This is a genomic window from Micromonospora sp. ALFpr18c, from assembly GCF_008868155.1.
GTDB lineage: Bacteria > Actinomycetota > Actinomycetes > Mycobacteriales > Micromonosporaceae > Micromonospora.
In genome coordinates this window covers 1-16,750 of sequence record NZ_WBKR01000143.1, presented here as the reverse complement: position 1 = coordinate 16,750, position 16,750 = coordinate 1, and the positions used below count along the sequence as shown (strand labels likewise).

At 72.3% G+C, this 16,750-nt stretch carries 18 protein-coding genes and 1 pseudogene; 6 read left to right on the top strand and 13 right to left on the bottom strand.

Annotated features, from left to right (window positions below; genetic code table 11):
• Positions 1–720: 720 nt before the first annotated feature.
• Positions 721–909, bottom strand: coding sequence for a hypothetical protein (locus tag F8271_RS32525; protein WP_192580406.1), 189 nt, complete (start codon positions 907–909; stop codon positions 721–723).
• 44 nt (positions 910–953) lie between these two features.
• Between F8271_RS32525 and F8271_RS22360 the strand changes: the two genes are divergently transcribed.
• Entirely contained in the window at positions 954–2,042 is a 1,089-nt protein-coding gene (locus F8271_RS22360; protein WP_225854694.1) for a TniQ family protein, read from the top strand.
• A gap of 248 nt (positions 2,043–2,290) precedes the next feature.
• On the opposite strand, the gene F8271_RS22355 is transcribed toward F8271_RS22360, so the two are convergent.
• From F8271_RS22355 to F8271_RS22340, 4 genes are all read right to left on the bottom strand, one after another.
• Positions 2,291–3,067 carry a maleylpyruvate isomerase family mycothiol-dependent enzyme gene (locus F8271_RS22355; protein WP_151491778.1) on the bottom strand — a complete coding sequence of 259 codons (777 nt, stop codon included), beginning with the start codon at positions 3,065–3,067 and terminating at the stop codon, positions 2,291–2,293.
• A 132-nt stretch (positions 3,068–3,199) separates the two neighbouring features.
• On the bottom strand, positions 3,200–4,432 hold the full coding sequence (locus tag F8271_RS22350; RefSeq protein ID WP_151491781.1) for an RNA polymerase sigma factor: 1,233 nt from the start codon (positions 4,430–4,432) through the stop codon (positions 3,200–3,202).
• A gap of 41 nt (positions 4,433–4,473) precedes the next feature.
• The gene (locus F8271_RS22345; RefSeq protein WP_151491777.1) at positions 4,474–4,830 is read right to left on the bottom strand and encodes a YciI family protein; all 357 of its coding nucleotides are present in this window, start codon (positions 4,828–4,830) and stop codon (positions 4,474–4,476) included.
• 153 nt (positions 4,831–4,983) lie between these two features.
• The gene (locus F8271_RS22340) at positions 4,984–5,697 is read right to left on the bottom strand and encodes a TetR/AcrR family transcriptional regulator (RefSeq protein ID WP_151491776.1); all 714 of its coding nucleotides are present in this window, start codon (positions 5,695–5,697) and stop codon (positions 4,984–4,986) included.
• A gap of 86 nt (positions 5,698–5,783) precedes the next feature.
• Here F8271_RS22340 and F8271_RS22335 point away from each other — a divergent pair, with 86 nt between their 5' ends.
• Positions 5,784–6,644 carry an NmrA family NAD(P)-binding protein gene (locus F8271_RS22335; RefSeq protein WP_151491775.1) on the top strand — a complete coding sequence of 287 codons (861 nt, stop codon included), beginning with the start codon at positions 5,784–5,786 and terminating at the stop codon, positions 6,642–6,644.
• Positions 6,645–6,707: 63 nt separating this feature from the next.
• Positions 6,708–7,181, top strand: a complete 474-nt coding sequence (locus F8271_RS22330) for a hypothetical protein (RefSeq protein WP_151491774.1) — start codon at positions 6,708–6,710, stop codon at positions 7,179–7,181.
• 59 nt (positions 7,182–7,240) lie between these two features.
• Here F8271_RS22330 and F8271_RS22325 read toward each other — a convergent pair whose 3' ends face one another.
• Positions 7,241–8,446, bottom strand: coding sequence for an ABC transporter permease (locus tag F8271_RS22325; protein WP_192580405.1), 1,206 nt, complete (start codon positions 8,444–8,446; stop codon positions 7,241–7,243).
• 106 nt (positions 8,447–8,552) lie between these two features.
• Here F8271_RS22325 and F8271_RS22320 point away from each other — a divergent pair, with 106 nt between their 5' ends.
• The gene (locus F8271_RS22320; protein WP_225854692.1) at positions 8,553–9,128 is read left to right on the top strand and encodes a maleylpyruvate isomerase N-terminal domain-containing protein; all 576 of its coding nucleotides are present in this window, start codon (positions 8,553–8,555) and stop codon (positions 9,126–9,128) included.
• Positions 9,129–9,285: 157 nt separating this feature from the next.
• On the opposite strand, the gene F8271_RS22315 is transcribed toward F8271_RS22320, so the two are convergent.
• The 7 genes from F8271_RS22315 to F8271_RS22280 form a co-directional block, all read right to left on the bottom strand.
• Positions 9,286–10,326, bottom strand: coding sequence for an MFS transporter (locus F8271_RS22315; protein ID WP_151491771.1), 1,041 nt, complete (start codon positions 10,324–10,326; stop codon positions 9,286–9,288).
• Positions 10,326–10,559, bottom strand: a complete 234-nt coding sequence (locus F8271_RS22310; RefSeq protein WP_151491770.1) for a hypothetical protein — start codon at positions 10,557–10,559, stop codon at positions 10,326–10,328. Before F8271_RS22310 ends, F8271_RS22315 begins: the two co-directional genes overlap by 1 nt.
• Before the next feature lie 156 nt (positions 10,560–10,715).
• Positions 10,716–11,321, bottom strand: coding sequence for a GNAT family N-acetyltransferase (locus F8271_RS22305; RefSeq protein ID WP_225854691.1), 606 nt, complete (start codon positions 11,319–11,321; stop codon positions 10,716–10,718).
• A complete protein-coding gene (locus tag F8271_RS22300) occupies positions 11,300–11,788 on the bottom strand; it encodes a DUF1992 domain-containing protein (RefSeq protein ID WP_151491769.1) in 489 nt (162 codons plus the stop codon). Before F8271_RS22300 ends, F8271_RS22305 begins: the two co-directional genes overlap by 22 nt.
• A 362-nt stretch (positions 11,789–12,150) precedes the next feature.
• On the bottom strand, positions 12,151–12,963 hold the full coding sequence (locus F8271_RS22290; RefSeq protein ID WP_151491768.1) for an SDR family oxidoreductase: 813 nt from the start codon (positions 12,961–12,963) through the stop codon (positions 12,151–12,153).
• Positions 12,960–14,294 carry an NAD(P)/FAD-dependent oxidoreductase gene (locus F8271_RS22285; RefSeq protein WP_151491767.1) on the bottom strand — a complete coding sequence of 445 codons (1,335 nt, stop codon included), beginning with the start codon at positions 14,292–14,294 and terminating at the stop codon, positions 12,960–12,962. Before F8271_RS22285 ends, F8271_RS22290 begins: the two co-directional genes overlap by 4 nt.
• Before the next feature lie 55 nt (positions 14,295–14,349).
• The gene (locus F8271_RS22280; RefSeq protein WP_225854690.1) at positions 14,350–14,997 is read right to left on the bottom strand and encodes a TetR/AcrR family transcriptional regulator; all 648 of its coding nucleotides are present in this window, start codon (positions 14,995–14,997) and stop codon (positions 14,350–14,352) included.
• 57 nt (positions 14,998–15,054) lie between these two features.
• On the opposite strand from F8271_RS22280, the gene F8271_RS22275 reads away from it, so the two are divergent.
• Both F8271_RS22275 and F8271_RS22270 read left to right on the top strand, forming a co-directional pair.
• Positions 15,055–16,425 carry an MFS transporter gene (locus F8271_RS22275; protein ID WP_151491766.1) on the top strand — a complete coding sequence of 457 codons (1,371 nt, stop codon included), beginning with the start codon at positions 15,055–15,057 and terminating at the stop codon, positions 16,423–16,425.
• A gap of 26 nt (positions 16,426–16,451) precedes the next feature.
• Positions 16,452–16,750 (top strand): annotated as a pseudogene (locus F8271_RS22270) (hypothetical protein); the annotation flags it as partial.

The following is a 16,750-nucleotide window of genomic DNA, read 5'->3' as shown; positions in this document are numbered from 1 at the left end:
GCCTGTCAAACGCGCAGGTCAGGACGAGTGCATCTGCAACCCTCGCGGCAAGGAGAGCATTCACGAGGTCTACAGTCGGCGAAACCGCTACTCATGCGGCCAGCAGCGCAAACCTCGGCCGCAGGCCGTACGCAGACTGTCTTGTATTCGCATCAGATCGAATACGCGGCGGAAGTAGCTTCCAGACCAAAAGCAACGCCAAGATGGGCCTTCGCGCGAACGGTTCGAGCCCGAGATCGTCATTCCGTGGGAGCATGGATAGATGGGCTCGACGGTGTGGCGCGCGCCCGGTGGCGAGTGCTACCGGGTTTGGACCGGATCGGCAGACTCCCTGGTCGTGACTTTGCAGCCGGTCAGGCAGGACCCGGATACGCGCGAGTGGTGCACCGGTGAAGGGGATCAGGTCGACGTGGACGGAGACCTGTTCCGGGCTAGCTATCGAGAGGTGCCGCCCGAGCCGCTCCGGGACCCGCGTATCACCCTGCTGGCTGACCTCGTACGCGGGCTGCTGGCTGACTACGAGAGCGCCACAGGGCGTGCAGCCCAGGGTGATGCAGACATCCGTGCAGCCCTGGAGGCGGTTGCGGCGATCCCCGCTGAGGCACGGCGGCGGGCCCACGCTACCGCCAGGCAGGCCGGCCGCATGGGATTCCACCGAGGTCTGGGCGGCCGGTAGTAGCGCTTGGCGTTGTTTTCGGTCTGGAAACTACGGACGGGCCGTTACGGCTGCACCAGCATCAACCCGGAGCCCTGGTTGAGCAGGCCAGCTACCTGCACGACCGCACCGGCGGCATGATCGGCAGCCTCGACCAGCTCATCCACGAAGCCGCCAACGACGCCATCGCCGACGGCACCGAGAAGATCACCAAAGCCCATCTCGACGCGGTCATCCTCGACGTCGCCGCTCAAACCCAGTTCACCCCGCCTCGCCAACGCCGGCGATCGGAGGCGCGGTGAAGCTCTGGCAAATGCCCGTCCACCAGCTGCCGATCCGAGTCCGTCCGGTCCTCGGCGAAACAGTGCTGTCCTACGTCTTCCGCCTGGCCCACGCCAACGATCTCGACCGGCCCACCCTTCTACTGCGGGCGCTCGGCCGTCCCAATGCCGCGGTCACCCGGTTCGCGCTGGACCGAGACTACGAAGTCAGCCTCAACGAACTCGCACTGCGCCGATTGGAGACCGTCACCGGGCGGTCATCCGAACAACTCCGCGCCGCGCTGACGAACCTGCACCGCATCTCCGCTACACCAGAGGACAACCCCACGATCTGGCTCTACAAAGGCCATGACCTGCTCAACCACTGCGATCACTGCGTCGCCCGGATCCCCGGCAAACCCACGATCCGGGTCCACAGGTTGCTCTTCCCGCAGCTCTGTCAGCGCCACCGCCGCTGGCTCGATCCCGCAACAGCGGGAATCCCCCGACAGGTCAACCTCAGCAACACCCCAGAGATCGTCACCGCTCACCGGCGTTACAGCCAGCTCCGGGCAGCCAACCGCGACCATCATTGGACCCACATCCAACTACGCCAAGCCACCTGGATCGCCATGGACTGGGCCAGACACAGCAAATACCGTGCCCGCCCCCTCCACGACCGATGGCAGACCCGGGCGGACGCCCTCGGCATCGGCCACGGCCCCTACAACCCCACCCCGTTGCTGGTCTTTCCCGAAGCCGTCGCCCTCGCAGAAGTACTCAGTGACCTCAACTGGCGCCGCCACGTCGCCATGGTCCACCGCGACTCCGACATGGACCGCTTCTTCCGCCACGTCGCCATGGTCCACCGCGACTCCGACATGGACCGCTTCTTCCGCCACGTCGCCCAGCGGATGAACCAGCCGGCCACCTTCGCCGACTGGCTGACCAGCGCATACCTGCTCCACAACTCGCCCAACCGCAACCACCGCATACGCCGCCCGCTGCCGGGATGGATCAACCAACTGCGTCACAAGCATCTGGAGCTTCGCACCGAATTCTGGCAACAGCACTTCGCCAGCCACGCCACAAGCACACCCTTTCCGGAAATCCGCCACTTCAAGTGAGAGACAATGACCAGTGACCACACCACACCCGAATGGCGAACCGCAGGTCAGACCGACTCATCCTCGCCACCTCGAACGAGAAGCGACAGCTTCCTCAGGAGTTGACCGAGGAGCGCGCCACGTCCTCGTCACCGAGGTCGGGGTCACGTCGCTGGACCAGACGGGACCGTCGACGCAGCACCGCGCATCGCGAGCTCGTCGCCGGAAGGTCGCCCCTGATAGCGGCCTACCACGTACCGGGCCGCGTCCTAATCCTCCGGCTCCCAGGCGATCAGCTGGTCGAAGACGCGCCGGTCGCCGTCGAGTTGCAGCGAGTCCATCGGCATGCGGCCGTAGCAGAACATGACCAGCTCATTGGCCGTGCCCCGGGCGGAGACATAGGCCACCTCCGGGCCCTCGGCGGCGACCGGCGTGGGGAGGCGGGCGGCCCGGGCGCCGTCGGCGGAGAACCAGAGCCGCCAGGAGCGGCCCTCGGTGGCGTGGTAGTCGACGACCGCGGGCTTGTGCGGCCACGCGGACGTCGTTGCGACGCAGGTGGTCACGAACTCGTCGACACCGTCGAGGGCCACCTCGTCCGGCAGCGGCTGCGGGGCACCCACGGCGACCTGGGCGTCGTAGGTGTGCACGGCGACCTGCTGAAGCTGGTGCCGGGCGACGGCACCAGTCGTCTGCGGTGACTGCGACGAACCCCACCACGTCCAGCAACCACGATCCGGGCCGGCCTCCCGCAGCGCGTTCAGCAGCTCCTCCGTCGACGCGGCGAACCAGGCCAGCAGGGCGTCACGCTCCCGGGGCGCCATCGGGGCCGACCAGGCCGGCGGAGCGTCGGCGGGCCCTGCGGCCACGATGGCGGCCCACCTGCGGCGCCCCTCGCCCAGGTGCTGCACCAGGTCGAACAACGTCCACTCAGGGCAGGTCGGCACCCGTACGTCGAGGCTGGGTGCTGCGGCGACCGCCGCCCGGAACGCGGTCGATCGGTCGTCCATCAGCCGCAACAGGTCGGCGAACTCCAGAGACCTTTCCACCGCGGCTTTCTACCACCCCGCTTCGACAACCGGCATCGGGTTTTCCCCACCCAGGGTCTCGGGGACCTCCAGCCAGGTCCCGCAACCGCAGGGGCACCTCGACGGTGCAGCCCCGATCACCTGGCCTGGAGGTCAGCCGGCGAGCTGGTCGCGGCGGCGGGTGAGGTAGGCCCGCTCGGCGGGGTTGGCGGCCAGGTCGATGGCCTGGTCGTACGCCGCTCGCGAGTCACCGCTGCGCCCGAGTCGCCGCAACAGGTCGGCGCGCGCGGCGTGATACGCGTGGTAGCCGGCGAGGGCCTCGGCGAGCCGGTCGATCTCGGCGAGCCCGACTGTCGGGCCGTCGACCTCGGCGACCGCCACCGCCCGGTTGAGCCGCACGATCGGCGAGGGGTCGAGCAGCACCAGGCGGCCGTAGAGCGCGACGATCGTGGACCAGTCGGTGTCACGGGCGCAGGGAGCGTCCATGTGGACCGTGGTGATCGCGGCCTGCAGCTGGTAGCGCCCGGGCGGGTCACCGCCGGCCGCCACCGCCTCGACCCGCTCGCGGATCAGTGCTCTGCCCTCGGCGATGAGGGCCCGGTCCCAGGCCCCGCGGTCCTGTTCGTCGAGGGTCACCAACTCCCCGGTACGGGACACCCGCGCCGGCCGCCGGGCGTCCGTGAGGAGCATCAGGGCGAGCAGGCCGGTCACCTCACCGTCGCCCGGGAGGAGAGTGCGGAGCAGGCGGCCGAGCCGGATCGCCTCGTCGGTCAGGTCGACACGCACCGCTTCGCCGCCGGCACTGGCGAGATAGCCCTCATTGAAGACGAGGTAGACGACCGCGAGCACGCCGGCGAGTCGCTCGTGGATGTCGTCGGCCCGGGGCACCCGGTAGGGAATGCGGGCCGCCGTGATCTTTGCCTTGGCGCGGGTGATCCGTCGCGCCATCGTCGTCTCCTGCACCAGGAAGGCGCGGGCGATCTCGGCAACGGTGAGACCGCCGAGCAGACGCAGGGTGAGCGCCACCCGAGCCTCCAGCGCGAGCGCGGGGTGGCAGCAGATGAAGACCAGCCGGAGCCGGTCATCCTCGACCGGACCGGTCGTCCCGGGAGGGCTGTCGTCGTACACGATCTGTGCCGCCCGGTGCTTGGCGTCGCGCTGCGACTCGCGGCGGAGCCGATCGATCGCCTTGCGGATCGCGGTGGTGGCGAGCCACCCGCCAGGATTGGGGGGTACGCCCATCGCGGGCCACCGCTCCGCGGCCGCCGCGAACGCCTCGGCCGTCGCCTCCTCGGTGACGTCGAGGTCACCGAAGCGGCGCGCGAGGCGGGCGACCAGCCGCGCCCACTCCTCTCGGTGGGCGCGGCTGATCGCCTGCTCGACGATGGGGCCGATCGGGGCTCCCGCCCGGACGTCGCCCGCCGCGCTCACTTGTGCCCGGGACGGGGGAACCGGTGAACCTCCTGCGGCCAGTCGAGCGCGGTCGCGATCCTGCCGGCCCAGTACCGCGCCGCCGCGTCGTCGGGCACGTCCACCACGGCAAAGCCGCCGAGGTGCTCCTTGGTTTCGACGTACGGGCCGTCGATGAAGACGGGCTTGCCGTCCACCGACTCGACACTGCAGAGCGCGGTCGACCGGTCGAGCGCGCCGTTGGTGAAGATCAGGACACCCTCGGCTCGCATCTCCGCGATCACCGCCCTGCTGGCCACGCCCTTTTCGCGGAGTTCCTCCGCCGTGTGCGGGGGCACCCACTCGTCGTTGAAAGTGATCAGGTACTCCGTCACCGTCGTCTCCTCTCAGTCCCCGGACGAGGGCCTTGCCAACTCCTCGCACGCGGCGGCCCGACCGGCCGCCACACACCAGGTCCACGAACGGCTGTGCCCGAACACGACACCATCCCGGCAACTCTTCTGCACGGCAGCCAGCCCCGGGGCGGGCTACGGGCGGGTCAGCGATCGGCCGAGCCACTCGGCCATCAGCGCGCGTTCGGCGTCGCTGAGCCCCGGCAGGTCGGGCACCACCGTCGCGAAGGTCACCGCGATCGCGTTCGTGCTCGTGTCGGGTGTCGCCGGAGCGGTCGCCAGGACGCCGCCGAGCACGGCATCGAACATAGCGTCACCGAGACCGGGATCGCGCTGGTCGGCGGGCATGCCCAGGAGGGCGAGGATGGTTCCGTTGCCCGCGGCGTGGATCATCATGAGCGCGCGCTGCTCGTCGACGCGGAGCAGGCCGGCCGCGGCGAGTCGTCGTACGCGGGCACGGAGCACCGCCATGCCCGCGACGACCGCCGGCGAGGGCGCGCCGCGTCCTCGCGTAGCGATGAGCGCGTACAGCTCGGGGTTTGCCAACCCGAACTCCAGGTGCGTCCGCCACCCGGAGCGCAGATCCGCCACCGGGTCGCCGTCCGCGGCTTCCGCCACGGCCGACTTGCTGCTGACGTAGGTGGACATGACGTGCTCGGCGACGGCGTCGATGAGGCCGTCCTTGTCACCGAACAACCGGTAGATGGTCGGCGCCTGCACGCCCGCCGCCTCGGCGACGGCGCGCGTCGTCACCGCGTTCGCGCCCTTGTCGCGCAGCAGCCGGGTGGCTGCCGCGATGATGCCGGACCGGACGTCGTCCCGGGATGCGGTGTCCTGCGCCGTGGCCATGAACCAATGCTAACAGCATCTTGTTATCCACGAATTATCGGTGCTAACGTTCTAGCTGTATCGCCGATAACAGCAGGGAGTGCGTCATGATCGTCGTCACCGGTGCCACTGGTCAGCTCGGATCCCAGATCGTCGACCGGCTACTCGAACGGGTACCCGCCAGCGAGGTGGGTGTGAGCGTGCGCGATGTCGGCAAGGCCGCCGGCCTGGCCGAACGCGGCGTGCGGGTACGTGCGGGAGACTTCACCGACCCGAGCACGCTGACGCACGCCTTCGACGGAGCCGACAAGGTCCTCGTCGTGTCCGCCTCCATCCGTGGCAGCGGCGCGGTCGCCGCGAACCGCGCCGCCATCGACGCCGCCCACGCCGCGGGCGCCAAGCGGATCCTGTACACCAGTCACCAGGCCGCCTCCAGAGACTCACTCTTCCCCGCCCAGCTCACGCACGCCGCGACCGAGGAGCACCTGGCCGGTCTCGGGGTGCCCTTCACCGCCCTCCGCAACGGGTTCTACGCCAACACCCTGAGCCTCTCCATCGCAGGAGCACTCGAAACCGGACAGTTGGTGGCGCCGTCGGACGGCCCGGTCTCCTGGACCGCGCACGCCGACCTGGCCGAGGCCGCAGCCATCGCCCTCACCGAGGACGTCCTCGACGGGGTCACGGCTGCGCTGACCGCACCGGAGATGCTCGACCTCGCAGCGGTGGCGGGCATCCTCACCGAGATCACCGGACGCGCCATCACCCGAGTGGTCCTCGACGACGAGGAGTGGAAGGCTGCCGCCGTCGTCCGTGGCATGCCCGCGGCGGCAGCCGACTTCACCCTCGGCATGTACCGCGCGGCGCGACGCGGAGAGTTCGCCGTGACGGACCCGACGTTGGAAACCCTCATCGGTCACCGGCCGGCATCCGCCCGCTCGGTGCTGAAGGCCATCGTCGCCCACGCCTGAGGCGTCCCGGCGGTACGTCCCTCGGTTGACCGTCGACCTGGTCGAGGCCCGAACATCGGCGGCATGAACGAGCCGACATCAGACCCGACCATGACCCGCATCGGTGCGGCGGTGCAGCTCGGCCGATCGGGGCAGAAGGCCCTCGCCCGGGACACCCTCACCGCCCTGTGGGACGAGATCGGTGCCGACGGCGACGCCTTGCACCGCTGCACCCTCGCCCACTACCTCGCCGACCTGCAGGACAGCACCGAAGCGGAGTTGAGCTGGGACGAGCGTGCCCTGGCGGCCGCGTCCGACCTGACCGACGAACGGGCTCAGCACCAGCTGTCCTCGCTCCGGGTCCAGGCGTTCCTGCCGTCTCTGCACCTCAACCTGGCCGACTGCCACCGGCGTCTGGGCAACACCGCACTCGCCATCGAGCACCTGTCCCGGGCGCGCGAGCATCTCGGGCATCTGCCGGACGACCCGTACGGCGAGGCGATCCGCACCGCCATCCGCGACTTCCGGGTGGACGACCCGACCGACCTGCGGAGGTAGGGCAGGCCGACCGCGGGCGCGCCGGCGCTGAGCTGGGCGCGCCCGCGGACCGAGGCAGGTCAGCGCAGCATCGCCCGGGTCATCCGGCGGGTGGCGACGTACGTGGCGATCGAGCCGAACGCGACGAGGTAGACCACCGGGATCAGCAGGTCCCAGCCGAGGTGGCCCAACGCGGGCTCCCGGACCAGCTCGATGCTGTGGTAGAGCGGCAGCGCCCGGATCAGGGGCTGCACCGCCGCCGGATAGACCGACAGGGGGTAGAACGTCGTCGCGAACAGGTACATCGGCAGCATGACGAGCTGGATGTACTGGAAGTCGGGGAAGTCGCGCAGGTACGTCGTGACGGCCAGCCCGCCAGCGGCAAAGGCGTACGCGATCAGCACCGACGCCGGTAGGGCCAGCAGCAGTTGCCGGAGCAGCGGATTGCCGAGATCACGCCGGCACCGCTCCAGCCGCTTGGCGCGGATGAGTTCGGCGGCCGTCGCCGACTCCCCTTCGAAGAGACGGTGCAGCGACCGCAGCGAGATGTGGTGGGCGGCGGCGATGCTCCGAGGGCTGAGCTCGTCACTGCCAAGATGGCGGTCGATGAAGTCGACGACGCGGGCTCGCAGCGCGGCCTGCCGGGTCTGCGGCGACAGGGTGCCCTCGATGTCGAGCTGCTGAGCGAGGACGGCAGTGAGCAGGTCCAGAGCCACCCGGCCCAGGGCCTCGGCCTCGGGCGGCTGGTACTGCTCCGGATGCGCCGCGATGCTGCGCAGGTGGTGAGCCAACAGCCCGCCGACGCCGAGGTGCGCCGGCATCGGCACGGCCAGCAGTCGGCGCAGCCGGTCCGGCGCGACGGGCAGCGCCGCGCGCGGTATCTGCACGGTGATCGTCGCGGCGAGTCCGGGACCGTCGGCGCTGTGCCGGGCGATGTGGGGCCGGGCGGTGTCCAGAAGCGTGAAGTGGGTGACGGCCTCCAGAGCGGACTCGTTGCGGTCCTGGGTCAGCACACTGCGCCCCGTCAGCGGCAGCGCCAGCTGATACACGTCGGCCTCGGCTCGGCGGACCAGCTGCGAGGGTCGAGTCGAATCCAGCGACGGGTACCGCAACGACGTCAGCCGGATCCGGCCGAGATCGATGGCCCGGGCGTACCCGACGAAGTTGTCCAGGTGGGCGCTGGTGATGTGCGCCGGCGCCGTCTCCCGAGCGACCAGGGCGTACCAGAAGTCGAACCTCTCCGCGGGCGGCAACACCGTCGTGTCCACCAGCAGGTTGGGCAACACTCTGCTGACCTCCCCCAGGTACGAGGGAGGATTCTCGCATGCTTCGATCTGTCCTGCCCAGCACAGCGTTCCCGACGCGTACCGGTGCCACCTCGCGAGTTGGCGGGTGGCAGCGGTGATCGGCGCCGACCTGCTCGCGGCGGCCGACGAGATGACCCGGACGCTGATGCCGCACCGCGAACGAGACTGGTCCGTGCCCGCCGGCACGCTGACGTGGAGCTGCTGGACCACCGCCGCGCACGTCGCGCACGACCTCCTCGCGTACGCGGGCCAGGTCACCGGCCGCCCGGATGACAGCTACCTGCCGTACGACCTGCGGGTCTCCCCCGCCGCGAGCCCGGCGCAGACCCTCGCCGTGGTGCGGGCCTGCGCTGGTCTGCTCGCCGTCGCCGTCGACGCCGCCGGACCGGACGTGCGGGCCTGGCACTACGGCCCCTGCGACCCGGCCGGGTTCGCCGCGATGGGTGTGGCCGAGACCCTGCTGCACACCCACGACATCACCCTCGGCCTCGACGTGCCCTGGCAGCCGCCGCAGCGGCTGAGCGCGCTGGTGCTGCGGAGACTCTTCCCGGACGCTCCGGCCGGGGCGGCTCCCGAGGTGCTGCTCTGGATGACCGGCCGCGGCGAACTGCCCGGCCGGGCGAGGCGCACATCCTGGACCTGGCGGGCCGCGGTGGACTGACACGCACCGGCGGCGAGGGGGTGGGTGGTCGCCTCCCCCCGGGCGACCACCCACGCTAGAGCGTCACGGTCAGGTCCAGCTGATGCCACGGTTGCGAACGCTGCGCATGCCCTTCCCCTCTCCCCTCGGTGACGGCCCCCGTGCCCGCCAGGTGACCTCAGCGTCGGTCGCGCCCGGCCGCGGCGGTAGGGGTGTCGGCGTTCGGAGTCGTTCGGGCTTGTACGGCCGGGGACTCGAACGGCACGGGTGCGTGGGCAGGTCGCCGCCACAGCGGCACGAGCGCGAGGACCGCCACCGCGCCCGACAGTCCGCTGAACCCGATCACCGTGGTGGCCGGCCAACGGTCGGCGGCCAGACCCGCCAGGACCATCGCCGTCCCCTGCAGCCCGCTGAGACCGGTGATGGCCACCCCGAAGGCGTGTCCCCGGTACCGCGTCGGCACCGCCCGGCCGAACAACGCGTTCAGGGGGATGGCGAAGGCGCTCGCGGCACCGGCCAGCACCAACAGCAGGAGCATCATCCACAGCGGAGGGACGAGCCAGGTCAGCGCCAGTACCCCGGCCGACATCGCGGCCAGCGGCAGGATGAGCCGGGGTCGGGCCGCCGGCGCACAGAGCCGGGTGAGCGCGACCCCGCCGAGGGACATCCCCAACGGCGCCGCCGACAGCAACAGTCCGACGGTGCCGGCGCCGCCGCCGTACTGTCGGGCCAGCGGTGCCATCGACCCCTCGGCGGCGTAGGTGAAGGCGCTGGCCGTCCACAGGACGAGAACGTAGGACCGCAGCCGGGAATCAGCGAAGATCACCCGTAGACCGTCCGCCCGGCCGTGGCCGGTCGGGCTCGACGATGGCCGAGGCGCGGGTCGGGACCGCACGCCGATCCCGATCAGGAGTGCCGAGACCAGAAACGTGCCGGCGTCCACCAGCAGGGCACCGCGCAGCGACAGCAGCGCCACCAGACTCCCCCCGACGGCGAAGCCGACCACCTGCACGACCTGGGCGCAGATGTTGTCCACGCCGTTGGCCACCGCGTAGCGGTCGCCGTCGAGCACGTCCGGCATCAGCGCCGCCCGCGCCGCCACGAACGGCGGTCGCATCAGGTTGACCACGAAGAGGAGCACCACCAGGGCCGGCGCGGGCAGGTCCGGCAGCGCCGCCAGCGGGATGAGCGCCGCGCGACCACAGTCGCACGCGATCATCACGCTTCGCCCGGGGAACCGGACAGCAGCGGTCCGCCCGTGAGCCAGGCCAGATAGGAACTGGCGTAGTCGGCCGCCGCCAGTGCGGCCGAGCCGGTTTCGCTGAAGACGAGATACGCCACGGTCACGGCCGTGAGCTGGTCGCCGGCCAGGGACAGCAGGTACGCCCCGAACAGGTGGCGGTATTCGCGCACCGCGAACACCTCGGCGTACGTCGCGGTGCGCTCGGTCACGTCGCCCCGTCTCCTCCCGCGCCGGCTCTCGTCCGGGCGCTCGGCCCAGACCGTAACCGCGTTCGCGCCGTCGGGCGGGCGAGCAGGCGTTCGGAGCTGTTCGGATCCGTTCGCGGCGGGTTCGGACGGCCGGCGGGGAGGTGTCGTGCCGCCCGGCTAACCGGCGTCGAGCGTGTGCCGGTGACCGTCGAGCGGGAAGGGCGGCCGGGCCGGCACGAGCTCCTGGAACACGAAGCCAGACTTCTGTGCCACCCGGCAGGACGCGACATTGTCCACCTGGTGCAGCAGGTCCAGACGCGCCACGTCGGGGAACCGGTCGAACGCCCAGCGACTCAGTGCGGTGACCGCGCGCGGGGCGACACCGCGACCACGTGCCCACGACGCCGTCCAGTAGCCGACCTCCGGGACCGGACGCTGCGGCGTGATCCCCTTGAGCACCACGTTGGCCACCAGCCGGGGCCCGTCGGTCTGCTCCTCGAGCACGGCGAAGGTGTACCGCCGGCCGTCGTCCCAGTCCTGCCGCGCGCGGTCAAGCCACCGTCGTCCCTCGGCGAGGCTGGTCACCGGCACCGAGGTCCACCGGCGCAGCACCGGGTCCCGGTACGCGTCCAGCAGCGCCCGCAGATCATCGTCTCGCCACGGTCGCAGGGTGAGGTCCGGCGTCGCGGAGATGCCCGACGCCCGCAGCTCGATCATCATCCGCACAGTCTGCCGGTGGCGTACCCGACCGGCCAGCCCGCTCAGCGCGGCCGGCGCCGCCACGGCAGCCACCAGGTGCGGCGGGACCGGCGCGCGGCGGCGGCGGTCACCGGCTCGGTCGTGGGGGTGACGGTGCGGGGCGGTGTGTGCTCGGCACGCCAGCGGCGGACCACGTCCTCGGTGTTCACCGGACGCACCGTCACCCGGGGTCCGTCGTCGGGAAAGCGCAGCCACGCCACGATCTGCGCGTTCAGCTGCCCCACGAAGTCGCGGACGGCCTGTTCGGTGGGCAGGTCACGGACCTCGTCGGGGACCTGCTCGACGCGTCGGCGCAGTTGCAGCGAGGTGGGCAGCAGCAGGTCGCTGGACAGTGCCTCGCGCTCCAGGAAGCTCTTGATCCACCACGCCTCGTCGTACGGCATCCCGCGCCCGGGGATCGGCTTGCCCATGCCGGGCAGGTTGTCGAACTCGCCGCGCTGCACGGCGTCCTGGATCTTCGCCTCCACGGACGCTTCCCATGCCTCGGTCACCGTGCGGCACCTCCCTGGCCACCGTAACGCGCCACCTCCGGCCGGCGACGCGTACCCGCAAGGGGTCAGCGCGCCCGCGACGGTGACCATTCCCGCCGCAGGTCCCGGGCTCTCACCGCACCCGAGCGGAGCACGCTGGGCCGCGGGCCACGGCCTGCCGGGTGGACCTGGACCGGGATGTTCATCCTGATTGCGGTCGGTGTGGGGACTATCGAACGGGAGACGCGTGATGGTGGGTCCGGGTGCGCTGCTGGGCATCGCGTTGGTGGCTGGTGCTCACGCCCGGCCCGACCATGGTCTACCTGGTGTCCCGTTCGGTGGCGCAGGGCCGCCGGGCCGGTCGCCGCGACCTGACCCGGCGCTCACCGCCCCCGGTGGCGACGCAGCATCCCGGCGGCCAGCGGTGCGGCGTCCAGGTCGCCGGCGGTGAGCCGGGCGGCGAGGGTACGGCGCACCATCCGGTCGGCCAGCGCCGGCGCGTGCCGGGCCACCGCCATCTCCAGTCGTCCACGCCGGGTGGTCGCCACGTCCCGGGGCGCGCGGCGGGCGGTGGCGGCCCGCAGGATCGCCGTGACCACCCCGTCGACGGGTTCCGGGCGGGACACCCCGCGCAGGGACAGGCCGGCCGCGGCGGTGCTGTCGTGGATCGGGGAGGCGACCATGCTCGGGTAGACGACGCTCACCCCGACGTGGGTGCCCACCTCGTGGCGCAGCGCGTCGGCGTACGCGACCAGGGCCCGCTTGCTGACTCCGTACGCGGCGGCGAGCGGCAGGGGCAGCACCGCCATCCGGCTCGACACGAAGATCACCCGCCCGCGTGCCGCGACCAGCGGGGGCAGCGCGGCGGCGGTGGTCCGCCAGGCGGCGAGCAGGTTGACCTCCAGCTGCTGGCGGACCACCTCGTCGGGCGGCAGTTCGGCGGGCGCGGGGCCGCCGACCCCGGCGTTGTTGATGAGCAGGTCCAGCCCACCGAGCCGCTCGACCGCGGACCGGACCGCCGCGGGCACGGCCGCCGGGTCGGTCAGGTCGCAGCCGAGCACCGGCGGGTCGTCGGCGGGGTGCAGGTCGAGCCCGACGACCCGGGCGCCGCCGGCGCGCAGGGCGGCGCCGAGGTGCCGGCCGAACGTGCCGCTCGCCCCGGTGACCAGCACCCGCCGGCCGGTCAGACCGGTCACCGCCCGGCACCGGTCGACGCGTTCGGGCGGGCGCGGCGGGCGCCCGAGGCCAGCTCCCGGGTCAGCTCGGCCAGGTAGGCGTCGAAGTCCACCCGCATCGCCGGCCGGCGCTGGCCCCAGCGGGCCGTCGCCGCGCGCAGCTCCGCCCGGCAGGCGGCGCGCTGCCGCGCCGGCTCGGGCAGCGCGTACCGGCCGGCGAGCTGCGCGGCGATCAGTTTGGCCTGCGCCTCCACCAGGGGGAACGCGGAACCGGTGGACTGCATCAGACCAACGAACGTCAGGCCGGGCGCGTCGGGGTGGAACACGTGCCGGTACAGCGGCACAGTGTCGGCGCCGCCGCCGAGCAGTTCCGGGTCGAGAAACGGGATCTCCACCCGGTAACCGGTGCACCAGACGATCAGGTCGACGTGGTCGCTGCGCCCGTCGGTGAACTCGACCCGGTCGCCGTCGAGCGCGGCGACGCCGGGCCGCGCCTCGATGTCGCCGTGGGTGAGCCGGGACAGCAGCCCGTCGGAGAGCGTCGGATGGTCCTGCAGGAAGCCGTGCGTCGGCGCGGGCAGGCCGTAGCGGGTGGGGCTGCCGACGGTCGCGGTGAGCATCGTCTGACTGATGCGCTGGCGCAGTCGCCACGGCAGCCGGCGGGCCAGCGCGCCGTTGAGGGTGTCCGAGGGGCGGCCCAGCAGGTACTTGGGCACCACCCAGACGCCGCGGCGCAGCGACAGCAGGGTGCGCCCGGCGGCGTACGAGGCGTCGACGGCGATGTCCATCGCGGAGTTGCCACCTCCGACGACCAGGACCCGTTTGCCGGCCAACTGCTCGGGGCCGCGGTAGTCGTGGCTGTGCAGCTGCTCGGCGGTGCAGGTGCCGGCGTACGGCGGGTGGGGCAGCCGGGGCACCCGGTTGTGGCCGTTGGCGACGACGACGGCGTCGACGGTGACCTCGACGGGCCCGTCCGGTCCACTCGCGCGCACCGTCCACCGGCCGGCGGGATCCCGGGTGACCCGCTCGACGGTGTGTCGCAGGCGGATGCTGTCGTGCAGGCCGAAGCGGTCGGCGTAGTCGGCCAGGTAGCCGGCGACGCGACGGTGGTCGGGGTAGTCGGGCCAGTCACCGGGCATCGGGTGGTCGGCGAACTCGGTGCGGCCACGGCTGGTGTTCAGGTGCAGGGTGCGGTACGCGGGCGAGTCGGGCGCGCCGTACACCCACAGGCCGCCGACCTGGTCGGTGGCCTCGAAGCAGACCGTCGGCCGGCCGGCGTCGCGCAGTGCCTTGACGGCGGCCAGCCCGGCCGCGCCGGCGCCGATCACCGCCACCTGAGGTGGTACGCCCATTGCCGCCCCCACTAATCCAACGTCCGATGGATAATCGTCGCGTGGTGGCGGCCCGTCAAGGGGCCGGGGTTCCGTACAGCCCGTCCAGCAGGCGGTGCACGAACACCCGGAACTCGCGCCGCTCCCGGGCGCCCGGCGCTCCGGCGGCCAGCGCCACCACGTGCCCGTGCGTCGCCCACACCAGACTGCGCACGGTGATGTGCGGGGTCGGCTCGGCCAGCGCGCCGGCCGACGCGGCGGCGGTGAGCAGTTCCGCCACCAGCCGGTACAGCGGTTCGGCGTAGCGCTGGTCGAGGTCGGCGTGCCGCTGCGGTTCCAGCCAGCGGCGCAGCCACAACGCGGTGGTCTCCGGCCGGTCCTCGAGGAAGTCGACGAAGACGTCGACCAGATCGTGCAGGGCCCGTCGCGCGGCGTCCGGGCCGGCGTCCAACGCGCGGCGGGCCTGCTCGGCCACCTCGGTCAGCACCTCCCGTTCGGCGGCGAACACCCGCGCGAAGCAGGCGTCGTAGAGCGCTGCCTTCGTACCCGTGTGGTGGGCGACCGTGGCCACGTCGACGCCGGCGGCGGCGGCGACCTCCCGCAGCCCGACGGCGTCGAAGCCACGTTCGGCGAACAGCACGGTGGCCGCGTTGAGCACGACCTCGCGCGTCGGTCGGGTCTCGTCGCGCCGGGGCCGACCGGGACGGCGGCGGGGCATGGTCATGGCCGCCATTCTGCCCCTAGAATCCAGCAACCGTTGGATTGCGGAGAGGAAGCGGCGATGACCGGGCTCGACCGGCGGCCCGCGGCCGCCACCGACACGCGGCTGCCCCGTGGCCCCCTGGCGGGGTTCGCCGCCGGCTCGATCGGCATGGGCGTCTGGGTGACCGTGCCCGGCCTGCTGCTGCTCTACTTCCTGACCGACGTGCTGGCCGTCGGGCCGTGGCTGGCCGGCCTCGCGCTGCTGTTGCCGAAGATCGCCGACGTGCTGCTGCACCCTTGGGTCGGGCACCGCGCCGACGTCGAACAGGCCCGCCGGGGCGACCGGCGGCGGTTGCTGCTGCTCGGCTGCGTGTTGCCGGTCGTGTTCGCCGCGCTGTTCGCGGTGCCCGGCGGCCTGACCGGCGCGTCGGCCGCCGGGTGGGTGGCGGTGTTCTTCGTCGCCGGCAACCTGCTCTTCGCCGCCTACCAGGTCCCCTACCTGTCCACCCCGGCCGACCTGCGGATCGGCTACCACGAACGCACCCGGCTGATGGCGTTCCGGATGGTCGTGCTGACCCTGGGCATCCTGCTCTCCGGGCTGCTGGCCCCGCTGCTCACCGGCGGGGACGCCGCGACCCGCGCCGGATACCAGCGGATGGGGCTGGTCCTCGCCGTCGGGATGCTGGTCGCCATGCTGATCGGCGTGGCCGGCATCGCCCGGCTGCGCGCCGGGGCGGCGGACCCCGCCCCAGCGGGGCACGGCGGGTGGCGGGCGCTGCGCACGGCGCTGCGCGACCGGCAGTTCCGCTGGCTCGTCGCCGCCTACCTGGCCATGTCCACCACCAACCACCTGGTGCTGGCCGGGGTGCCCTACTACGCCGAGTACGAGTTGCGCGCGCCCGGACTGACCACGGTGCTGGTGGCCGCGTTCGTCGCCCCGGCGCTGCTGGTCACCCCGGGGTGGCTGGTGCTGGCCCGCCGCGTCGGCAAGCAGCGGGCGCTGCTCGGCGCGCAGGGCGCGTTCGCGCTCGGCTCGGTGGTGCTGGCGGTGGGCCGCCCGGCCGGGCTGGCGGTGCTCATCGGCGCCGTGGCGGTGCTCGGGGTGGCCTTCGCCGGCATGCAGCTGCTGCCGTTCTCGATGCTGCCCGACGTGATCCGCGCCGCCGACACCAGCGCCGCCGACACCGGCGCGACCGGCGCGGGCACCTACACCGGGGTGTGGACGGCCACCGAGGCGACCGGCGCAGCCCTGGGCCCGTACGCGTACGCCCTGTGCCTGACCATCGGCGGTTTCGTGGCCTCGACGGCCGGTGAGTCGCCGACGCAGCCGGACGCGGCGCTCGCGGCGGTCCGCTACGGGTTCGGCCTGCTGCCGGCGGTGGCGATGCTCGCGGCGCTGCTGCTGCAACGCCGCTACACCCTGGACGCGACGGCCCGGGCCACCATCTGAACGGCCGGCACTAGACTTCGCCCTCGATGGACGCGCAGCTCACCCCCGCCGAGACCCGTCCGTGTGCCCACTGTGGACGGCCGGTGGCGCAGCGTGTCGGCGCCGGTCGGCCGTTTCGCTACTGCCGGGACAACGACGGCGCCTGCCAACGCGCGTCGCGCAACAGCCGGATGCGCCACCGCAACGCCCCCGGCCTGCCCGGGCAGGTGGCCCGCACGTGGGAGGCCGTGGACCGGCTCGACCAGATCGTCGAGACGTTGACCGAGGCGCTGCACGCCGAACTGTCCCCGGTGGGGGTGCAGCGACAACTCGCACAGGCCCGCGC

What these genes read in the sequence shown, in the direction of transcription:
- F8271_RS22280 (WP_225854690.1), bottom strand. Translation starts at nt 14,997, where the DNA reads ATGACCATGCCCCGCCGCCGTCCCGGTCGGCCCCGGCGCGACGAGACC.
- F8271_RS22340 (WP_151491776.1), bottom strand. Translation starts at nt 5,697, where the DNA reads ATGGCCACGGCGCAGGACACCGCATCCCGGGACGACGTCCGGTCCGGC.
- F8271_RS22330 (WP_151491774.1), top strand. Translation starts at nt 6,708, where the DNA reads ATGAACGAGCCGACATCAGACCCGACCATGACCCGCATCGGTGCGGCG.
- F8271_RS22335 (WP_151491775.1), top strand. Translation starts at nt 5,784, where the DNA reads ATGATCGTCGTCACCGGTGCCACTGGTCAGCTCGGATCCCAGATCGTC.
- F8271_RS22285 (WP_151491767.1), bottom strand. Translation starts at nt 14,294, where the DNA reads ATGGGCGTACCACCTCAGGTGGCGGTGATCGGCGCCGGCGCGGCCGGG.
- F8271_RS22275 (WP_151491766.1), top strand. Translation starts at nt 15,055, where the DNA reads ATGACCGGGCTCGACCGGCGGCCCGCGGCCGCCACCGACACGCGGCTG.
- F8271_RS22315 (WP_151491771.1), bottom strand. Translation starts at nt 10,326, where the DNA reads ATGATCGCGTGCGACTGTGGTCGCGCGGCGCTCATCCCGCTGGCGGCG.